The organism is Mesorhizobium sp. WSM4935, assembly GCF_029625735.1.
In the GTDB taxonomy this organism is placed as follows: Bacteria; Pseudomonadota; Alphaproteobacteria; order Rhizobiales; family Rhizobiaceae; genus Mesorhizobium.
This window is the reverse complement of the sequence record NZ_JARTVR010000004.1, coordinates 437,501-455,766: the sequence shown is the minus strand read 5'-3', so window position 1 is coordinate 455,766 and position 18,266 is coordinate 437,501. Positions and strand designations below refer to the sequence as shown.

Genomic DNA, 18,266 nt, shown 5'->3' with positions numbered 1-18,266 from the left:
CTGAACCCTGCTGACAGCCCTGTGTCAGGACCGGGCCGAAGGGAAGAGGCTATTGCTCTCGGCAGAAAGGGAAGCCGCGTTGAAGTTCGTGCCGTTTGTGCTTAATTCTGGGTCATGAGCCTGCCCCATCCAACTGCCGACCAGATCAGCCTGCCGATCGTGCTCGCCGTGCTCGGCGACCCGACCCGGCTTGCCATCGTGCGCTATCTGGCTCGCAAGGAAGGCGTACCGCTGAACTGCAGCAAGTTCCTCGACCTCGCCTCCAAGACCAATCTCAGCTATCACTTGGCCAAGCTGCGCGAGGCGGGCGTCACCCGAAGCGAAGCGGTCGGCACCAGCCGGCTGATCACGCTGCGCCGCGATGACCTCGACAAGCGCTTCCCCGGCCTGCTCGACAGCGTGATTGCCGCGGCCGATGGCGACTCCACTTTGCCCGCGGTCGGCACGTCCGAGGTCGAGGTTTCGGCCTGAGCGCATATGCGCGTGCCTCGGGCCTCATAATCGCCGCTAAATTCAGGATGACATCCGGCAGTCCCGCCGCCTATATCTGGTCGCGCCTTGGAAATTGCAGCCAAAAGATGAAGCGCAAAGCTACGCTCCGACTGACGCTGAAGGCACTCCTGGCCGCCTCGTTGCTGCCCGTCTCCCTGCCGGCCTTGGCTCAGGAGGCACCCGGGACAATCATCTCGATCATCGGCGGCCTCGCCCCGGATGATCTCCTCAACATCCGCGCCACTGCTTCACCGGGCGGAAAGATCGAAGCGCGGCTGCCCAACGGCGCGGCGGTGAAGAATTACGGCTGCAAGACGGTCAACAATTATCCATGGTGCAAGGTCGAGGACACGCAGGACGCCCACATAACCGGCTGGGTGCCGGCCCGCTATCTCAGCCCCAACAACCCGGCGTCGCCTCCTGAAGACACCGCCGCGCCGGCGGCCGCGCCTCAAGAAGCTCTCGAGGAGCCGCAACCTGACATCGCGGCGCGCCTGGGTGGCGGCGAGCCGGCCAAGCCGCCATCGGCGGCTGAAATTGGCAGGACCGCCATGCTGGATGCCTATGGCCTCGCCTTCGCGGCTGCGGCAAACGCCCAATCCGACGCGCCGGAAGCTGGCATCCCCTGCGCGCGTCATGTCGGCCAACCGATGACCCGCTGCGAAATCAGTGTCGCGCATGAGGGCGGCGACAGCGTCGTGACGGTGACCTGGCCGGACGGCGGCACACGCGTCATCAATTTCCACGACGGCAAGCCGAGTGGCTCCGACTCCTCCGACGAATTCCGCTTCACGCGCGAAGGCACGCTCAACATGATCCGCATCGGCGTTTCCGAACGGTTTGAGATCACGGATCAGCTCGCGCTGGGGGATTGAAAAGGGAATAAGGCAGTAGGGCAGTAAGGCAATAGGGAAGAGCCACCCCACTGCCCTACTGCCCTACTGCCCTACTGCCCTGCATTTTCGGGGTTACATCCCGCAAAACTCTTCCCTATAAGGCCCTCCTAGCCTGATACCAGAATCGCAAGCACAACCGGCCGGGTCCTCCCCGCCCGGTTTTTTGTGCAAGCCGCTCGCCGAACGGAACCGCTCGACCATGCCAAGACGCACCGACATCAAGTCGATCCTGATCATCGGGGCCGGCCCCATCGTCATCGGCCAGGCTTGCGAATTCGACTATTCCGGCACACAGGCCTGCAAGGCGCTGAAGGAAGAGGGTTTCCGCGTCATCCTGGTCAACTCCAACCCGGCCACGATCATGACCGACCCGGAGCTGGCCGACGCCACCTATGTCGAGCCGATCACGCCCGAAGTGGTGGCGAAGATCATCGCCAAGGAGCGCCCCGACGCGCTGCTGCCGACCATGGGCGGCCAGACCGCGCTCAATACCGCGCTCTCGCTGCGCCGCATGGGCGTGCTCGACCGCTATAATGTCGAGATGATCGGCGCCGATGCGGCCGCCATCGACAAGGCCGAGGACCGCGCGCTGTTCCGCCAGGCGATGAGCAAGATCGGCTTGGAGACGCCGCGCTCGATGCTGGCCAACGCCACCGAGGTCAAGGACGCCGACCGCAAGATCCACGAGGCCGAGCGCGCCGCGCTGAAGGCGGAGAACCCGGAAAATCTCGATGCCGCGCTCGATGCGCTGGAAACCCGCTGGAACCTTGGCGAAGGCGACCGCAAGCAGCGCTATATCAGCCACGCCATGGCGATCGCCGCCCAGGCGCTTGACCATGTCGGCCTTCCCGCGATCATCCGCCCCTCCTTCACCATGGGGGGCACCGGCGGCGGCATCGCCTACAACCGCGCCGAATTCTACGACATCGTCCAGTCGGGCCTCGACGCCTCGCCCACCACCGAGGTGCTGATCGAGGAAAGCGTGCTCGGCTGGAAGGAGTATGAGATGGAGGTCGTCCGCGATAAGGCGGACAACTGCATCATCGTCTGCTCGATCGAGAATCTCGATCCGATGGGCGTGCACACGGGCGACTCGATCACCGTCGCGCCGGCGCTGACCTTGACCGACAAGGAATACCAGATGATGCGCAACGCATCGATCGCGGTGCTGCGCGAGATCGGCGTCGAGACGGGCGGCTCCAACGTGCAGTTCGCCGTTAACCCAGCCGACGGCCGCCTGGTCGTCATCGAGATGAACCCGCGCGTCTCGCGCTCCTCTGCCCTTGCATCCAAGGCCACTGGCTTCCCGATCGCCAAGGTCGCGGCCAAGCTCGCCGTCGGCTACACGCTGGACGAGCTGGAGAACGACATCACCGGCGGCGCCACGCCGGCCTCCTTCGAGCCGACCATCGACTACGTGGTGACGAAGATCCCGCGCTTCGCCTTCGAGAAATTCCCCGGCGCCGAGCCGGTGCTGACCACCGCGATGAAGTCGGTGGGCGAAGTGATGGCCATCGGCCGCACCTTCCAGGAATCGCTGCAGAAGGCCCTGCGTGGACTGGAAACCGGCCTGACCGGCCTCGACGAGATCGAGATCCCCGGGCTTGGCCATGGCACCAGCCCGGCCAGTCACGTCGACGACCGCAACGCGATCCGTGCCGCGCTCGGCACCCCGACGCCGGACCGGCTGCGTATGGTGGCGCAGGCGATCCGCATGGGCACCTCGCTGGAAGACGTGCACGCCATGTGCAAGATCGACCCGTGGTTCCTCGAGCAGATCGCCGGCATCATCGCCATGGAGGAACGCGTCCGCGAGCATGGCCTGCCGCAGGATGCCGTAAACCTGCGCATGCTGAAGGCGATGGGTTTTTCCGACGCCCGCCTCGCCTCGCTGACGAAGACCGACGCCGAGGTCGTTCAGAAGCTCCGCGAAAAGCTCGACGTTTATCCGGTCTACAAGCGCATCGACACCTGCGCCGCCGAGTTCGCCTCGCCGACCGCCTATATGTACTCGACCTATGAAGTGCCCTTCGCCGGAGCGCTCGACAACGAGGCGCGCGTGTCGTCGCGCAAGAAGGTCGTCATCCTTGGCGGCGGCCCGAACCGTATCGGCCAGGGCATCGAGTTCGACTATTGCTGCTGCCACGCTGCCTTTGCGCTCCGCGACGCCGGCTATGAAGCGATCATGGTCAACTGCAACCCGGAGACGGTCTCGACCGACTACGATACCTCCGACCGGCTCTATTTCGATCCGTTGACGGCGGAGGACGTGCTGGAGATCCTGCGCGCCGAGCAGGCGTCCGGCGAGCTGGTCGGCGTCATCGTGCAGTTCGGCGGCCAGACGCCGCTGAAGCTGGCCGACGCGCTGGAGAAGGCCGGCATCCCGATCCTCGGCACCTCGCCCGACATGATCGATCTGGCCGAAGACCGCGACCGGTTCCAGAAGCTGCTCCACAAGCTGAACCTCACCCAGCCGAAGAACGGCATCGCCTATTCGGTCGAACAGGCCCGCCTCGTCGCCGGCGAGCTCGGCTTCCCGCTGGTGGTGCGTCCGTCCTATGTGCTCGGCGGCCGCGCCATGCAGATCATCCATGACGAAAGCATGCTGCAGACCTACCTGCTCGACACCGTGCCCGGCTTGGTGCCGGAGGACATCAAGCAGAAATATCCCAACGACAAGACCGGTCAGATCAACACGCTGCTCGGCAAGAACCCGCTTCTGTTCGACACCTATCTCACCGGCGCCATCGAGGTCGATGTCGACTGCCTGTGCGACGGCAAGGAGACCTTCGTCTCCGGCATTCTCGAGCATATCGAGGAGGCCGGCATCCATTCGGGCGACTCGGCCTGCTCACTGCCGACGCATTCGCTGCGCCCTGACCTCGTCGACGAACTGGAGCGGCAGACCGCTGCGCTCGCCCGCGCGCTCAACGTCGGCGGCCTTATGAACGTGCAATATGCTATTCAGGACGGCACGGTCTACGTGTTGGAGGTGAATCCCCGCGCCTCGCGCACCGTGCCCTTCGTCGCCAAGACCATCGGCCGTCCGATCGCCAAGATCGCGGCGCGCATCATGGCCGGCGAGACGCTGGAAAACGCCTTCGCCCATTACGGCGCCATGCCCGACGCGCGCAACCCCGGCCACATCGCGGTCAAGGAAGCCGTCTTCCCCTTCGCCCGCTTCCCCGGTGTCGACATCCTGCTCGGTCCGGAAATGCGCTCAACCGGCGAGGTCATGGGCCTCGACCGCGACTTTGCCCTCGCCTTCGCCAAGAGCCAGCTCGGGGCCAATGTCGACCTGCCGCGTTCCGGCACGCTGTTCGTTTCGGTGCGCGACGAGGACAAGAAGGGCATCCTGCCGGCGGTCAAACGCCTCGCCGGCCAGGGCTTTAAAGTGCTGGCCACCTCCGGCACCGCCCGCTTCCTCGCCGAGAACGGCGTGACGGCCGAAAAGATCAACAAGGTGCTGGAAGGCCGCCCCCATATCGAGGACGCCATCCGCAACCGCCAGGTCCAGATCGTCTTCAACACCACGGATGGCCAAAAGGCGGTGTCGGATTCGAAGTCGCTGAGGCGGGCGACACTGATGCAGAAGGTGCCGTATTATACCACGCTGTCGGGCGCGGCTGCGGTGGCGGAAGCGATTGCCGCGCTGCGGGCGGGGAATTTGGAGGTTCGGCCGCTGCAGGAGTATTTTGGGTGAGCGACTACTCGCTCTTGGACGTCAGCGCCCTCACTCGGGGCTACTTAGCAGTATCCAGACCATCGAGATTCATCATCGCGGGGAAATCTCGGTTGAACCTAAAGTCATGCCAAGAGCTAGTAGCCATCCTTTTTAGTCCTTCACGCACTCGAACTCGCATATTTTCAGCATCACTGACCCCGGAAATACTAGCAATATTGCCAAAAGCGCTATGCTGTGTTGCACGTAGGAAAATGGGAAAAGCCTTATATCGGTCTGCGTATAAGAGAGTCTGAGGATACCACTCAATCTCTTCTGACAGTAGGGCCACAAAAAAGACGACAGCGTCAGCCTCCATAAGGGCGTCAAATGTTATATCTTTTCGATTGGCGCTCCGCTTGACCAACTCTGCGGACGGGCTCAGAAATCGTCTGCCTTCAGGAGCGAAAACCGAATTTAGAATTTCGGAAAAACTGTTGAATACCTCAAACGTGACCAACGGATCGCTCCGATTCTGCATAGTCTCTGCAGGCATATAACGCAGTGAAAGGATTTTATTTAACTGATTGTACGATTTAGATCTAAGCAAAGCGGCAATAATGTACAGAAAGCACTCGTAGACAAACAGACCGTGGGCATCGAACCAGGATTCGTTCCATTGTGTTATCTCCTTCGGTCTAGATTTTTGCTCGATAAGCCGCTCCATGAAGTCGTGAAGCGAATCCAGAAAACCAGAATTGGGGCCAGAAGAAGTCTCCAAAAGAACCCAGTCGATAATATGATTTCTGACGTGTTTCAGGCTGTTAAAATCGTCTAATATCTTTTGACCGAGAGCTTGCAGGTTTGGCTCGGACCTCGTCCGAAGAGCGTCGGAATATTCGATGCAGGAATCCAAAAAATCGTTTCTATAAAGTCCGAGGCCGGGTTTCCCGCTCAAAATGGCCTGACGCAAATTTGACAACTTGCCAAGCGAGGGGCTCGCTGGCAGACTTGAATTCTCTCGGACATAAGCAGGAGCATTGCCGAGCCGAGGTTTCTGATTGGCCGGCTTACCAAAAAGCAGCCTAACTAACCGCTCCCAATTTTCATTAACGGCCTCGGCAGATGAGAAATCAATCCATATTCTTGACTTCATGAACGCAGGCAAAAATGGCTCGCCATCATCCCCAAACTCGCAAACAACAGGTATGAACTTGCTCTGATCAACTTTATTGTAGACCTCACTTGAGATAATTTGAGACTCCGTTCCCACCCCCGACTTTCGCTGATCGGCTTTTTCTGCGTATGCTCTGTCACATATGACTAATACGTGCGTAACACTATCGTCAGCGACCATCTTCTCCATGAAGGCGTATTTATCTTGGCCCTCTTTCAAGTCAAACTGATCGATAATAATATCCACGCCATCACCAAGCAGGCGCTCACTCCACTCAAGAACAGTCTTTTGATGAGTTTGGTTGGTCCAGCTATACGAGATGAAAGCTTTTGGAGAAGTCATTGCACATCCCAAGAATCGAGCCCAGTGCCTCTTAATTAACACAACGGCTGGACAGCTGCACCAGACTAGTTGTTTTTGGATGGGCGCTTGCCCGCTGAATTCGCTTGAGCCGAGCGTCGGCACGCATGACTTCACCTCTACCCTCGTACCCTCTCCCCACCGTTATGCAAAAACCGCCTATCCGAACTCGGGCTCACCACGTCGATGTCGGAGCAGGTGATAACATCCTCCGGGTTGCGCGACCCGACTTCCAGGTAGCGCGCCGTCACAGATGACCGGTTGATCATGTGCAGTTGCCGCTGTTCTTGGCGAAGGCAGCACTATCGCCCGCCCTGAGCAGCGTATCGCCGCCGTCCTCGACCAGCGTCAGCTCGACCTCCAGCACATAGACGAGCTCGTCCTCATGCCAGTGGCGCTGGCGGGGAGAAATGCCCGGCAGGGCAATGAGGGGCAGCGCCGGCGCCGGCAATGTAAGCCCCTTGCCAGCCACGCGTGGGCAGCCGTGACGCACGCGGTCGGCGCCCCTCTCAACACTTGCAACCGCCCCTACAAGAACCCGATGAACCGCCCGGCCATCAGCACGCCGAGCCACAGCGCCAGCGACAGCACCGCTAGCAGGACGGCAGGCCCGCCTGCCGGCACTTCTCCGCCGCGCCCGCGGGTAAGCCATAGAAAGCAGAGGAAATTGGCCCCCGCGAGAAGGATCAGCGTCATCTTGGCGAGGAAGATCGGCATTGCCGCATAGGCGCTCGCCCGAACCGAAAAGAGCAGCGCGCCGGTGACCAGCGCGCCGGCGAAAGCGACGAATGCCGTGCGGCGCAGCAGGCCGGTGAACGCCGCATAGGGCAACGTCCGGAACGCCCCGCAGACTCTCAGATCCATCAGCGCGACGCTGGTCAGCAGCGCGCCGACCGCAATGATGTGCAGCGCGTTGACGATCGGGTAAGCGACGAAGGAGGCTTTCAGCCCCCGCACCAAGGCAAGCTGCTCGATGCCGGCCAGAAACTCCGCCATCTAGGCCGGCGGCAGGCGGTCGGGATAGACGTCGTAGCTCTTGCCGCCGACGCTGATGCGCACCGCCTTCATGCGCTTTTCCGCCTCGTCGCGCGAGCGGTGGCCAATCGCGGTCACCTGGTCGCCGATCTTGGCGACTTCCTCCGTAAAGCCGGCGGCGATGGTGCGGGCGGGCGGCGCCATCTCCACCCGCCACATCTCGCCCTGCGCATCGACATCCAGCGTCGCATGCGGATTGCCGATATAGATCGCCGTGATCTTGCCCTTGAGCTCGAAGAAGTCGTCCTGCGTCCACGACCAGCCGTGATGGGCATAGGCGGCGGTGCCTGCGGCAAGCGTCAACGCCGCCACCAGCACGATGCGCCGCATCTGGTTGAAAGGTGACTGCATCGCCCGTCTCCTCCTCGGTTCATCAGGCCGAGAGTAGGTCACCGCGCGACGAGGTCAAATCACATCGGGCCTCAGCCCGGATGCGCGCCCGCCAGTTCCTTTACATGCTTCTCGTGCATCTTCAGCACCGGCAGCGTCTTCTTGGCGAATTCCTTCATCGCCGGGTCGTCGCCCGATTTGCCGTAGGTGCTGAACAAGGCGACCGCTTCCTTATGCGCGTCCGTCTGCATCTGGATGTATTTCCGGTCGAAATCCTTGCCGCTGGCGCTCTTCAATTCGTCCAGCATCTGCTGCTCCTTTGGCTGCAGCATGGAGCCGGCCGGCTTGATCGAAGCGGTGGTCTGCCCCTGGCTGAGAGCGGCCTTGAAGTCCTCCCCGGCCTTGGTGTGGTCCGTGATCATCTGCTTGGCGAATTTCTTCACGTCGGCCGACTTGGATTTCTCTTCGGCCAGCTTGCTCGACTGGATCTCGAATTCGTTGGCGCTGGGCACGGTCTTGACGAAGGTTGGGGTGTCGACCTTGCTGTCGGCGGCCATCGGCGTGACCTTGGTCGAATCCGTGTCGCTCGATTGGGCAAATGCGGCCGGCGCGCCTGCAAGAAGCGCGATGGCGGCAACCGTTAGAAGCGTTTTCATTTTTAAGTCTCCGATCCGGAATGATCCCTCAGAGACTTCCAACGCTGGGTGGACCAGCCGGTTGCGGTGTACCTATCCCTTAACCCCGCCGGCAGTCAGGCCGGAAACGATGCGGCGCTGGAAGATCAGCACCAGCACAACCAGCGGCACGGTGACGATTACCGAGGCGGCCATGATGTTACCCCAGGGGATCTCGAACTGCGAATTGCCCGACAGAAGCGCGATCGCCACCGGCACGGTGCGCTGCGTGTTGGTGGAGGTGAATGTGAGCGCGAAGAGGAACTCGTTCCAGGCGCTGATGAAGGCAAGCAGCCCGGTGGTGGCGAGCGCCGGCCACATCAGCGGCAGGAAGATGCGCGTGAGGATCGTCCACGGCCCGGCGCCGTCGAGGATCGCCGCCTCCTCGATCTCGACCGGCAGGTCGCGCACGAAAGTGGTGAGCACCCAGACGGTGAACGGCAGCGTGAAGATCATATAGGACAGGATGAGCGCGAGCAGCGAATTGTAGAGATGCAGCGCCCGGATGATCTCGAACAGCCCGGCAAGCGCCGCAACCTGCGGAAACATCGAAACCGACAGGATGGCGAGCATCAGCGCCGAGCGCCCGCGGAAGCGGATGCGCGCCAGCGCATAGGCCGCGGTGACGCCGATGAGCAGCGAGATCGCCACCACCGCACCGGAGACGATGAGCGAATTAATGAGATTGCGCAGGAAGGGACCTTCCGTCAGCACGTTGCGGTAATTGGCAAGGCTGAACGTTTCCGGCCAGAGGCTCGCCCCGAACAGCTCGGTTCCCGATTTCAGGCTGGTGACGATGGCATAGTAGAACGGAAACACCGCGAGGAAGACGATAGCCAGAAGCAGCAGATAGAAGGCGGCGCGCTTCAGCATTCTCATGTCAGCGCCCTCCGTCGAAACTCAACCGTCCAAGCCGGATATAGGCGATGGTGAGCAGGCCGATGATCAGGAAAAGCAGCGTCGAGGCGGCCGAGCCATAGGCGAACTTGTCGAACTCGAACAGGTTCTCGCGCGCGAAGATCGACATCGACTTGGTCTGCACATTGTTGGGCGTCAGCACATAGATCAGGTCGAAGATGCGCAGCGCGTCGAGCGCGCGGAAGATCACCGCCACCATCACCGCCGGGCGGATAAGCGGCAAGGTCACGCGCCAGAAGATCTGCCATGGGCTCGCGCCATCGAGCTTCGCCACTTCCAGGATCTCGCGCGGCAGCATCTGAAGGGCGGCCAGGATCAGCAGCGCCATGAACGGTGTCGTCTTCCAGATGTCGACGATGAGCACCGCGATCATCGCGGTATCGGCACTGGCGGTCCAGGCGATCTTGGTATCGATCAGGCCGAGATTGAGCAGCACGACATTGATGATGCCGAACTGGTCGTTGAGCATCCACTGCCACATCTTGGCCGAAACGATGGTCGGGATCGCCCAAGGGATGAGGATCGCGGCCCGCACGATGCCGCGCCCCGGGAATTCGGCGTTGAGGGCAAGCGCGACGACCATGCCCAGCACCGTCTCGCAGGCCACCGACACCACGGCGAAGCGCACCGTGTTCCACACCGCGCGCCACCAGACCGGATCGACCAGCAACCCATCATAGAGCACCCGGCCGCTCGGCAGGCGCAGCACCGAGAAATAATTGTCGAAGCCCACCCAGCGCCGGGCGTCGAGATCGGCCAGCGAAGCATCGGTGAAGCTGTAATAGACCGTGCGCAGGAACGGCCAGCCGGCGACGAGGACGAGCACGAAAAGCATCGGCGCGAGAAACAGCCATGCCGTGCGCACGCGCCGGCGCATCAGCGGCGATCGCCTTGCCGCGCTCACCAGCCCTTGCCCTTGAGCTTGGTGAGCCTAGCCTCGAGATCGCCTAGATTGTCGGCCGCGGTTCCGTTCCCGGAGATCGTGTTGTGCACGGCCGTCCAGAACTGGCTGGATGCCTCATTGTATTTGATCCTGGCGGTCGCCGAGGGACGCGGCTGAGCGGTGAGGAAGATCTCTTTCCAGCGCGGCACGATCGGCTGCTGCCGGGCGATGTCCGGGTCGTCGTAGAGCGATGCGATGGTCGGCAGGTTGGACGTCTGCAGCGTCCGGTATTTCTGCATCTCGGGAGAGGCGATGAACTTGACCAGGTCGATCGCGGCATCTGGATGCTTCGAATATTTGGACACGGCAAGGTTCCAGCCGCCCAGCGTCGCGACCGGATGCCCGCTATCGCCGGCCGGCAGGGGCGCCACGTCGAACTTGCCCTTGATCGGTGAATTCTCGCTGTTGCCGAGCGCATTGGCATAGGGCCAGTTGCGCATGAAGACCGCATTGCCGGTCTGCCAGACGCCGCGCGCTTCCTCCTCCTGATAGGCGAGCACGCCCGGCGGTGAGATTGTGCCGATCCAGCCCTTGACCCTATCGAGCGCCGCCGCCGCCTTTGGATTGTTGATGGAGATGCGGCCGTCCGGCTCGATGATCCCGCCGCCGCCATTCGACATCACCCATTCGAGCGCGTTGCAGCTCAGCCCCTCATAGGCATTGCCCTGAAAGACATAGCCCCAGAGATCCCTGTTGCCGGCGGCCCGCTCCTTGTCCATGACCAGCTTCGCGGTGTCCTGCAGTTCCTTCCAGGTGGTCGGCACCTTGGCGCCATATTTGTCGAGCAGATCCTTGCGGTAATAGAGCGCCGGCGCGTCGGTGAAGATCGGCAGGGCGACCAGCCTGCCATTGACCGTTTGCGATTGGATGATCGACGGGAAATGCTCGCCCACCACATCCCTGGTCGCCTCGGTCAGGTCCACCAATTGGCTGGCAAGCTGCGGCGCCCAGATGACGTCGGTCTGGTAGACGTCGATGTCGCTGCTGCCGGCGGCAAGCCAGAGCCGGTATTGGCCGAACTGGTCGGTGGTCGAAGGCGGGATGACGACGATGTCGACCTTGTTGCCGCTCTTCTTCTCGTAACGGTCGAGTATCTCACGCAGCACCTTGATGCCGTTGCCGGTATCCCCCGACACGATCGACAGTTGCACGGCTTGCGCTTGAGCCGTGGCCAGCAGGACGGCGGCGGCCAAGGCAAGGAACGCTGAAACAAATTTCGTGGGGATGTGGACCTCCCTCGGCGTCCGGCGTCGCCGTCTCGGCGCCGCGGCTCATCAAGGCCCCTGCGTTGAATGCGCGACGTTGCTTAGGGTTCCCCGCGCTTGTGCGCGCTGACCAGCCCGGCGGCAGAGAAGCCGATCTCGGTCGGCTCGACCGCGTCGGTGCCCCGCTCCTTCCACCTCGCTTCACGCAAAGCGGACGGGCTCCGAAACCCCCGCCCCGGAGCCCGCCTGGGAGTGGCTGACGCATGCCGGCACAGCCGCCTCCGACGCCTTGCCAGCGTCGATCCGCCGATCGGCCGCCCGGCACGACGAGGCATTAGCATGCCCTAACGTCAGCCTATGTGAAAGAGTTCACAATGCCGGAGGCGTCAGCCTTCCCAGTCGACCGGGATCATGCCGAGCCGCTCGTAGAGCCTGAAGGCCGCGCTGTTCTTCACTATATTGGTCTTGAGATCGACATGGGTCGCCCCGCGCTCGCGAAACGTCAGGAACACATGCCGCATCAGCGCCTCGCCGATACCCTGCCGTCTCGACTCCGGATGGACGGCGAGGTCCTTGACGAAACCGGACGTCCAGCAGAGCGCCGCGCCCGCCAGCAGGCCCTTGCCGTCGATCACCAGGAAACAGAGAGCGGGATCGAATTCGGCGTCGCCCGCGATGCGCGGCCACCACTCGTCGAACGGCCCGTCGACGCCGTCGTCGAACACTTCCTCCAGCAGCGCGTGGAGCGCCAGAGCATGATGCCGAAAAGTGTGAAGCGGTTTTCGGGCAACATCATGCTCCGTCGCTAACGCGTCGCGGTGTTCGAACGCGCGCATGCCGAAGCCCTCCGGCCAATGCGGCGCGGTGAGCGTATCGTCGAGCAGCTTGCGCAGGCGGATGTCGTTGGGAGCCGGCGGACGGGGCGTCGTGTTCTCATGCATGGCGCTGTCTCGAACGCCGCGCGACCTGACCCGTCGGCTCAGGCGTCGGGTTGCAAGCGGCGCCGCTTGCGGTCGGCGCCAAGGCCCGTCGCCTCGAGCAGGCCCTTGCGCTTGGCGTCGTAATAGTAGCCGGTCTGGTAGAGCGTGTCGGCCCGCTTGGCGTTGCCGCCCGAAACCAGCCAGGCGCCGCGCAGATATTTCACCGCATATTTGAGATTGGTCTCGGCGTCGAACAGGCCGGCCGCCGGTCCGTCATAGCCCATGCCGCGCGCCGTCGCGTGCTTGATCTGCATCAGCCCCCAATGGCCGTGATTATAGGCTTTCGGGTTGAAGGTGCTCTCGCGGTTGACGACATGGCGCACCAGCTCGACCGGCACTTCGTAGATCGCCGAATATTTCTCGATCAGCCGTTCGATCTCGGCGCGCGGACCGCTGGCATGCTGCTCGGGCTGGCCGGGTGCGGCAAGCAGCGCCGGGTTGTCCGGCGCGACATAGGCAACCTGCTGGACGCCAGGCATTGGGGCAACTTTCCCCGACTGGCCGGTGACGGGCATTGCGACGCCCGCAGTCGTATAGACCGCAGCCTGTTTGATGGATGCCGCTTGCTTGATGGATCCGGGGCCGGTCGGCGAGCCGCCGGCGGTCAGCACCGGCGCCGGTGGAAACTGGCCGGCCATCGGCGTCGCTCCGGCGAAGGCCGCGGGCTGAGCCAGCGCCGCGGCGGGCGCGCCGGGCTGGACAGGCGGCGGCAACGGCGCGCCTTGCGTCGCCGGCGCGCCGGGCGTGGCCGCCATGGCGACGGCATCGCCAGCCAGCGCCGCGGTCTGCACCTGCGCGAGGCCCGACGGCTCCGGCAGCACGGCCACCGTTTCCGGCAGGGCAAGGGTCGGCGTGTCGTCCGCGACAGCAGGCGTCGATGCCTCCGCAAGCGCGGGCGCGGCCTTCATCTGCGAGGTCGAGGTGCAACCGCTGAGACCGGCTGCTGCAACGAGCACGCCGAGCGCGGTGAGTATGATTTTAGCTGGCAAGCCGTGTGGGTCCGGTTTGTCGGTTGTTAAGGAGTCCTTACACCAGCGATTCACACCCGGCAATCGGGGTCACCACGCGGTTTTCGGGTGGCGATAACAGGGCGGAACTGCCATATTGTTCCGGATATGTACTCGTTTTTCACCGTTTTGCAGAGGGAATAGGCCTTGAAACCCGCATCTCAGATCACGGCCGGCCACGCAGTGTTAGAAACAGTGATCGGCTTCATGGGCATCGCCTGGAGCGAAAAGGGCCTGATCCGGCTCTGCCTGCCGGAGCGCAGCCGCGAAGCGGTCGAGCGCCGGCTGTTCCGCCACCAGGGTGTTTCGACCTCGACCGATCAGCCGCAATGGGTTGTCGAGCTGATCGCCTCGATCAAAGCCTACGCGGCCGGCGAGGACGTCGACTTCTCCGGCGTTCCGGTCGACCTCGACGGCGTCGATGATTTCCGCCTCGCCATCTACGATGCCGCGCGCAAGCTCGGCTTCGGCGAGACCACCACCTATGGCGAGTTGGCCAAGCGCGCCGGCCATGCCGGCCTCGCCCGCGAGACGGGCGCGGCGCTCGGCGCCAATCCGGTGCCGCTGGTCATTCCCTGTCACCGCATCCTCGCCGCGGGCGGCAAGATCGGCGGCTTCTCGGCGCCCGGCGGCTCGGCCACCAAGGAGAAGATGCTGGCCATGGAAGGCGTTCGCCTCGGCCCGCCGCCGGCCGCGCAGGCCTCGTTCGGATTCTGAGGGGCGCTGTTCCCGTCCACCGCGTGTTAATCGTGCAGGAACCGGCGGCGGAAGCGCCGCTCGAAATCCGGGCGCTTGCAGACATAGACCATGCATGACCGGATGTCGGCGCTCGGCACATAGGCGCGCGCCCGCACTTCGCCCGCGTTGCAGAAGCGCTCGTCGCGCACATAGCGGTCGTAGAGCGGCAGCCCCGGCACGCGCGCCGACTGATAGCGCAGGATGACGGCGCCCTGTCTGGCGATCGTCGCCCGCACCCGGTCGCAGCTCATGCGCGTCGGATCATAGCGCGACATCGCTTGCGCCTCCGCGGCCATCAGCAGGAAGCAGGCGGCAAGCAGGATTGTCTTCATGGTTCCTCTCCTTGGAACGGCAAGCATCTCATCCCTCCACAACGTATGGCCGCTGTCAAAGCTTCCATGTGCCACTGTATTCCGCTCGATCCGGCATGCGGGCAGCGTCCAGGCACCCGTCTTGTTTTCTTGCTCAAACTATCCTATATCCGCAGCATTGAATTTGGCCGATCGATCGGGCCGCGATCTTCGCGTTTGCTGACGTCTATCTCCAAAGTTTCGATACCGCCGGCCGAACATTGGTTCGGTCAAACAAAAGCAAATGCGAAGGGCATTCTATATGGCAACTGGTACGGTCAAGTGGTTCAACGCCACCAAAGGCTACGGCTTCATCCAGCCTGACAATGGCGGCGCGGACGTTTTCGTCCACATCTCCGCTGTCGAGCGCGCTGGCATGACCAGCCTCACTGAAGGCCAGAAGATCAACTTCGAGATCGAGCAGGACCGCCGCACCGGCAAGTCCGCCGCTGGGTCTCTGAGCAAGGCAGCCTGATTTGGCTTGAGCATTTTGCGGCCTGGCTTAACCGCCAAGCGCCGCGAAATGCGAGTGAGCAAGGCGCGCACTGGGCGAAGGTTCAGGGCGCGCGGCAAGTCACGGATGTACTGACGGTCGCGCGATAAGCGCGCCGGAGCGAAAAGAGCCGACAAGCTGGAACAGCAGATAGCTGCCAGCCCGGACCGGACGCTCCCGATCAGGCTACCGGCAACAGGAAGGCGGGCAATGCCCGCCTTTTTTGTTGTCTGGATTTAGGCGATTGGCCTCCTTCTCCCCGTTCACGGGGAGAAGGGACGCTTTCGCTAATCCCCAACGTCGCGGCTCAAGGCACCCACTCGATCGGCACATGTCCCTTATCCGCCTCGACCCGCTTCAGCCAGGCCATCACGGCCGGATAGGCGTCGAGCTGGAAGCCGCCCATCCCGGCGGTGTGGGTATAGGCGTACAAAGCTATGTCGGCGACGCTATAGGCGCTGCCGGCGAAGAATTCGTTCCGCTCCAGATGCTGGTTCATCACGCCGAGCGCCTTGTTGCCGCGCTCCAGCGTCAGCGCCAGCCGTTCCGGCGTGGCGTCCTTCGCCCGTTCCGGAAAAGTCAAAAGCGCCTTGCGCACCGCGATATAGGGCTCATGGCTGTATTGCTCGAAGAACAGCCATTGGTAAGCCAGCGCGCGTTCATATTTGTCGGCCGGCAGGAAGCGTGTGCCCTCGGCAAGATAAAGCAGGATGGCGTTGCTCTCGGCGATGCGCCTGCCGTCGTCGAGCTCGAGCATCGGCACCATCGCGTTCGGATTCTTGGCAAGGTAGTCGGGCCTGCGCGTTTCGCCGGTATGCGAGCTCACCTCGACCCGGGTGAAGGCAATGCCGAGCTTCGCCATCAGCAGCCGCGGCTTGTAGCAATTGCCGCTATCGGCCATGTCGTAAAGGATTATGCCTCTTACCTCTCGCGTCATGCCAGGAGGCTCTAGCGCAGCGGTCGGGCCTCATCCAATGATTTGTTTTTGAGAAGAACCATCAGCGGCGCTGATGCGTCTTTTGGCTTCTTTGGTGGGGCATCAGCGATGCTGATGCAGCGGCACAACCTTGTTGCTGGCGCCGAGCAGGGCGTCAATGGAGAGCGGTTCTTCGTTGAAGATCGTGCCGGCAAGCGCCGGACGGGCGAGATGGAAACCTTGCAAAAGGTCGACGCCGCCCTCGAGCGCGACACGCAAATGCCGTGCGTTCTCGATGCCCTCGACCAGCACTTTGGCGCCTCGCTCGTGCAGCATCGCCACCAGCGGCCGGAAGAAGCGCTCGGCGGCGGCGTGGCGGCAGAGCTCGCCGAACCAGGCGCCATCGATCTTGACGATGTCGGGCGCAAGCAGATTGATGCGGGCCTCGGCCGAATGTCCCGTGCCGAAATCGTCGATGGCGATGCGGATGCCGTCGCGCCGCATTTCACGCACCAGGCTGGCAAGAACACGGTCGTCCGCCGCCTGTTCGGTGATCTCGCAGACCAGCAGGCCGGGCTCCAGCTCGAAATCGCCGAGATGCCTGGTCATCAGCCGGATCTCGGCGAGCGCCCGTCCGAGATGGTCGTTGACGGTCGGGTTGTAGTTGAAGAACAGCGTCAATCCTTCGGCGCCGATGTTGCGATAATTGCCGAGATGCAGCATCCGGCACATCGTTTCGACAAACAGCCGGTCGGACGCGGGAACGCGGTCGAAGAACATTGAGGGGGCCATGGGCTCCGCGACACGCCGCGGCTCGATCAGCCCCTCGACGGCAATCGCCCTGAGCGCCTTGCCCTCCGGCGCGAAGATCGGCTGATAGGCGCTCCACAGCCGGAACTCGCCATAGACGCCGAACTGAAGGCCGATCTCGTCGGCGAAGATCGCCTCGGCGACGTTGCGCCGCCTGTCTGGTTGTTGGCTCATGGCGCGACCTTGCGCCCGAACACTCTTGCCGGCCGCCCCTGCGGCGCCGGGGCCGGGCTTGCGGCGGCTTGCGCCTTGCTTTCTTCGGCCGAAGACTGCTGCGCGACCTTGCCGAAGAGGCGAAAGCTGGTGGGGGCAAGTTCCGGCCGGGCAAGCACATAACCTTGCACCATGGAGGCACCTGACCTCTCGGCAAGCTCCAACTGCCAGCCTTCCTCGATACCTTCGAAGACGGTGCGGATGCCCTGGTTCTCGAAGCTTTGCACCATCGCCGTCAGCAGCGCGAAGCCAGCGCCGGACTCCATCAGATGAGTGATCCAATGGGCATCGAATTTGACGATGTCGGGCTTGAGTTCCTTGATCCGGTTGATGTCTGAATCATCGGCGCCGTAGTCATCCACCGCAATGCGGAAGCCATTGGCTTTCAGCGCCTCGACGAAGGCGTAAAGCGTTTCCTGCGAAGCCGATTTCTGCTCGGTGACCTCGCAGACGATACGGCGCGGATCGATGCCGGCTTCGTGCAGCACCAGCCGCATGTCGCGCAGCGCCTTGTCGGCGATGTGGCGATCGGTGAAGACCGAGGGGTCGAAATTGACGAAGATGGACGCCTCTTCCGGCAGGCACGCGCCGGCGTTCAGAAGATGCAGCGTGCGCGTCAGCGCCTCGATATGTAGCCGGTCGGCCGCCGGGCAAGTGCCGAAAAACGTCGCCGGTGACTGCGGCTCGCCATCGCGGAACGGCCGGATCAGCCCCTCGAAAGCGGCGACCGAAAGCTTGCCCTCCCTGAAGGCGAAGATCGGCTGGAACGCGCTCTGGAGCGTATAGATGCCCCAGACACCCGTCGAGGTGCCGTCGTCATGACGGATGATGTGGGTAAGCCCGATGCTGCGCGACAAGGTTTCTCGCTCCGCGAATAGCGCAATCCGATCTGCGATCCTGCCAGCCAAGGGTTTACCGGCCGTTGATGAATTTAGCGTTGCCGCTCACGCAGGCTTGACCTTGGTCACGCCTCCTTGACCTCTGGCTCATCGCACAATGCTTGCGCTCCGCGCCATGATGCGACATGAGAGGCGCCGCGGCCGCTCCTGGCCGCCTTTCCTAGGAGAC

At 62.8% G+C, this 18,266-nt stretch carries 18 protein-coding genes and 1 pseudogene; 5 read left to right on the top strand and 14 right to left on the bottom strand.

Annotation, left to right across the window (positions count from 1 at the left end; translation table 11 throughout):
• Positions 1–114: 114 nt before the first annotated feature.
• The 3 genes from P9273_RS13860 (at position 115) to carB (ending at position 5,091) form a co-directional block, all read left to right on the top strand.
• A complete protein-coding gene (locus P9273_RS13860) occupies positions 115–471 on the top strand; it encodes an ArsR/SmtB family transcription factor (RefSeq protein ID WP_040996723.1) in 357 nt (118 codons plus the stop codon).
• A gap of 107 nt (positions 472–578) precedes the next feature.
• A complete protein-coding gene (locus P9273_RS13855; protein WP_040996724.1) occupies positions 579–1,367 on the top strand; it encodes an SH3 domain-containing protein in 789 nt (262 codons plus the stop codon).
• Positions 1,368–1,587: 220 nt separating this feature from the next.
• Positions 1,588–5,091, top strand: coding sequence for a carbamoyl-phosphate synthase large subunit (gene carB, locus P9273_RS13850; protein ID WP_278049407.1), 3,504 nt, complete (start codon positions 1,588–1,590; stop codon positions 5,089–5,091).
• A gap of 40 nt (positions 5,092–5,131) precedes the next feature.
• Here carB and P9273_RS13845 read toward each other — a convergent pair whose 3' ends face one another.
• From P9273_RS13845 to P9273_RS13800, 10 genes and pseudogenes are all read right to left on the bottom strand, one after another.
• A complete protein-coding gene (locus P9273_RS13845) occupies positions 5,132–6,568 on the bottom strand; it encodes an SEFIR domain-containing protein (RefSeq protein WP_278049406.1) in 1,437 nt (478 codons plus the stop codon).
• Between the two features lie 137 nt (positions 6,569–6,705).
• A pseudogene (locus P9273_RS13840) lies at positions 6,706–7,004 on the bottom strand (cupin domain-containing protein); the annotation flags it as partial.
• 110 nt (positions 7,005–7,114) lie between these two features.
• Complete coding sequence (locus P9273_RS13835) at positions 7,115–7,582, bottom strand: hypothetical protein (RefSeq protein WP_278049405.1); 468 nt, start codon at positions 7,580–7,582, stop codon at positions 7,115–7,117.
• Positions 7,583–7,972 (bottom strand): DUF6152 family protein, encoded by a 390-nt coding sequence (locus P9273_RS13830; RefSeq protein ID WP_278049404.1) that lies wholly within the window; start codon positions 7,970–7,972, stop codon positions 7,583–7,585.
• Between the two features lie 71 nt (positions 7,973–8,043).
• The gene (locus P9273_RS13825) at positions 8,044–8,607 is read right to left on the bottom strand and encodes a DUF4142 domain-containing protein (protein WP_278049403.1); all 564 of its coding nucleotides are present in this window, start codon (positions 8,605–8,607) and stop codon (positions 8,044–8,046) included.
• A 72-nt stretch (positions 8,608–8,679) separates the two neighbouring features.
• Positions 8,680–9,504 carry a carbohydrate ABC transporter permease gene (locus tag P9273_RS13820; RefSeq protein WP_278049402.1) on the bottom strand — a complete coding sequence of 275 codons (825 nt, stop codon included), beginning with the start codon at positions 9,502–9,504 and terminating at the stop codon, positions 8,680–8,682.
• Position 9,505: 1 nt separating this feature from the next.
• Complete coding sequence (locus P9273_RS13815; RefSeq protein ID WP_278049529.1) at positions 9,506–10,420, bottom strand: carbohydrate ABC transporter permease; 915 nt, start codon at positions 10,418–10,420, stop codon at positions 9,506–9,508.
• Positions 10,421–10,443: 23 nt separating this feature from the next.
• Positions 10,444–11,679 carry an ABC transporter substrate-binding protein gene (locus P9273_RS13810; protein WP_278049401.1) on the bottom strand — a complete coding sequence of 412 codons (1,236 nt, stop codon included), beginning with the start codon at positions 11,677–11,679 and terminating at the stop codon, positions 10,444–10,446.
• A 398-nt stretch (positions 11,680–12,077) separates the two neighbouring features.
• The gene (locus tag P9273_RS13805) at positions 12,078–12,632 is read right to left on the bottom strand and encodes a GNAT family N-acetyltransferase (protein WP_278049400.1); all 555 of its coding nucleotides are present in this window, start codon (positions 12,630–12,632) and stop codon (positions 12,078–12,080) included.
• Positions 12,633–12,670: 38 nt separating this feature from the next.
• Positions 12,671–13,660, bottom strand: coding sequence for a transglycosylase SLT domain-containing protein (locus tag P9273_RS13800; protein WP_278049399.1), 990 nt, complete (start codon positions 13,658–13,660; stop codon positions 12,671–12,673).
• 165 nt (positions 13,661–13,825) lie between these two features.
• On the opposite strand from P9273_RS13800, the gene P9273_RS13795 reads away from it, so the two are divergent.
• Positions 13,826–14,395 (top strand): methylated-DNA--[protein]-cysteine S-methyltransferase, encoded by a 570-nt coding sequence (locus P9273_RS13795; protein WP_040996741.1) that lies wholly within the window; start codon positions 13,826–13,828, stop codon positions 14,393–14,395.
• A gap of 26 nt (positions 14,396–14,421) precedes the next feature.
• On the opposite strand, the gene P9273_RS13790 is transcribed toward P9273_RS13795, so the two are convergent.
• Positions 14,422–14,748: a hypothetical protein gene (locus P9273_RS13790; protein WP_278049398.1), complete on the bottom strand. Its 327-nt coding sequence runs from the start codon at positions 14,746–14,748 to the stop codon at positions 14,422–14,424.
• A 280-nt stretch (positions 14,749–15,028) separates the two neighbouring features.
• On the opposite strand from P9273_RS13790, the gene P9273_RS13785 reads away from it, so the two are divergent.
• On the top strand, positions 15,029–15,241 hold the full coding sequence (locus tag P9273_RS13785) for a cold-shock protein (protein WP_040996745.1): 213 nt from the start codon (positions 15,029–15,031) through the stop codon (positions 15,239–15,241).
• A gap of 325 nt (positions 15,242–15,566) precedes the next feature.
• On the opposite strand, the gene P9273_RS13780 is transcribed toward P9273_RS13785, so the two are convergent.
• From P9273_RS13780 to P9273_RS13770, 3 genes are all read right to left on the bottom strand, one after another.
• Entirely contained in the window at positions 15,567–16,175 is a 609-nt protein-coding gene (locus tag P9273_RS13780; protein WP_278049528.1) for a glutathione S-transferase family protein, read from the bottom strand.
• A 123-nt stretch (positions 16,176–16,298) separates the two neighbouring features.
• Positions 16,299–17,159 (bottom strand): EAL domain-containing protein, encoded by an 861-nt coding sequence (locus tag P9273_RS13775; RefSeq protein ID WP_278049397.1) that lies wholly within the window; start codon positions 17,157–17,159, stop codon positions 16,299–16,301.
• Positions 17,156–18,055 carry an EAL domain-containing protein gene (locus P9273_RS13770; protein WP_278049396.1) on the bottom strand — a complete coding sequence of 300 codons (900 nt, stop codon included), beginning with the start codon at positions 18,053–18,055 and terminating at the stop codon, positions 17,156–17,158. The genes P9273_RS13775 and P9273_RS13770 overlap by 4 nt, the downstream gene beginning before the upstream one ends.
• Positions 18,056–18,266: the final 211 nt, after the last annotated feature.

What these genes read in the sequence shown, in the direction of transcription:
- P9273_RS13845 (WP_278049406.1), bottom strand. Translation starts at nt 6,568, where the DNA reads ATGACTTCTCCAAAAGCTTTCATCTCGTATAGCTGGACCAACCAAACT.
- P9273_RS13790 (WP_278049398.1), bottom strand. Translation starts at nt 14,748, where the DNA reads ATGAAGACAATCCTGCTTGCCGCCTGCTTCCTGCTGATGGCCGCGGAG.
- P9273_RS13860 (WP_040996723.1), top strand. Translation starts at nt 115, where the DNA reads ATGAGCCTGCCCCATCCAACTGCCGACCAGATCAGCCTGCCGATCGTG.
- P9273_RS13825 (WP_278049403.1), bottom strand. Translation starts at nt 8,607, where the DNA reads ATGAAAACGCTTCTAACGGTTGCCGCCATCGCGCTTCTTGCAGGCGCG.
- P9273_RS13830 (WP_278049404.1), bottom strand. Translation starts at nt 7,972, where the DNA reads ATGCAGTCACCTTTCAACCAGATGCGGCGCATCGTGCTGGTGGCGGCG.
- P9273_RS13785 (WP_040996745.1), top strand. Translation starts at nt 15,029, where the DNA reads ATGGCAACTGGTACGGTCAAGTGGTTCAACGCCACCAAAGGCTACGGC.
- P9273_RS13835 (WP_278049405.1), bottom strand. Translation starts at nt 7,582, where the DNA reads ATGGCGGAGTTTCTGGCCGGCATCGAGCAGCTTGCCTTGGTGCGGGGG.
- P9273_RS13815 (WP_278049529.1), bottom strand. Translation starts at nt 10,420, where the DNA reads ATGCGCCGGCGCGTGCGCACGGCATGGCTGTTTCTCGCGCCGATGCTT.
- P9273_RS13855 (WP_040996724.1), top strand. Translation starts at nt 579, where the DNA reads ATGAAGCGCAAAGCTACGCTCCGACTGACGCTGAAGGCACTCCTGGCC.
- P9273_RS13805 (WP_278049400.1), bottom strand. Translation starts at nt 12,632, where the DNA reads ATGCATGAGAACACGACGCCCCGTCCGCCGGCTCCCAACGACATCCGC.
- P9273_RS13820 (WP_278049402.1), bottom strand. Translation starts at nt 9,504, where the DNA reads ATGAGAATGCTGAAGCGCGCCGCCTTCTATCTGCTGCTTCTGGCTATC.
- carB (WP_278049407.1), top strand. Translation starts at nt 1,588, where the DNA reads ATGCCAAGACGCACCGACATCAAGTCGATCCTGATCATCGGGGCCGGC.
- P9273_RS13775 (WP_278049397.1), bottom strand. Translation starts at nt 17,159, where the DNA reads ATGAGCCAACAACCAGACAGGCGGCGCAACGTCGCCGAGGCGATCTTC.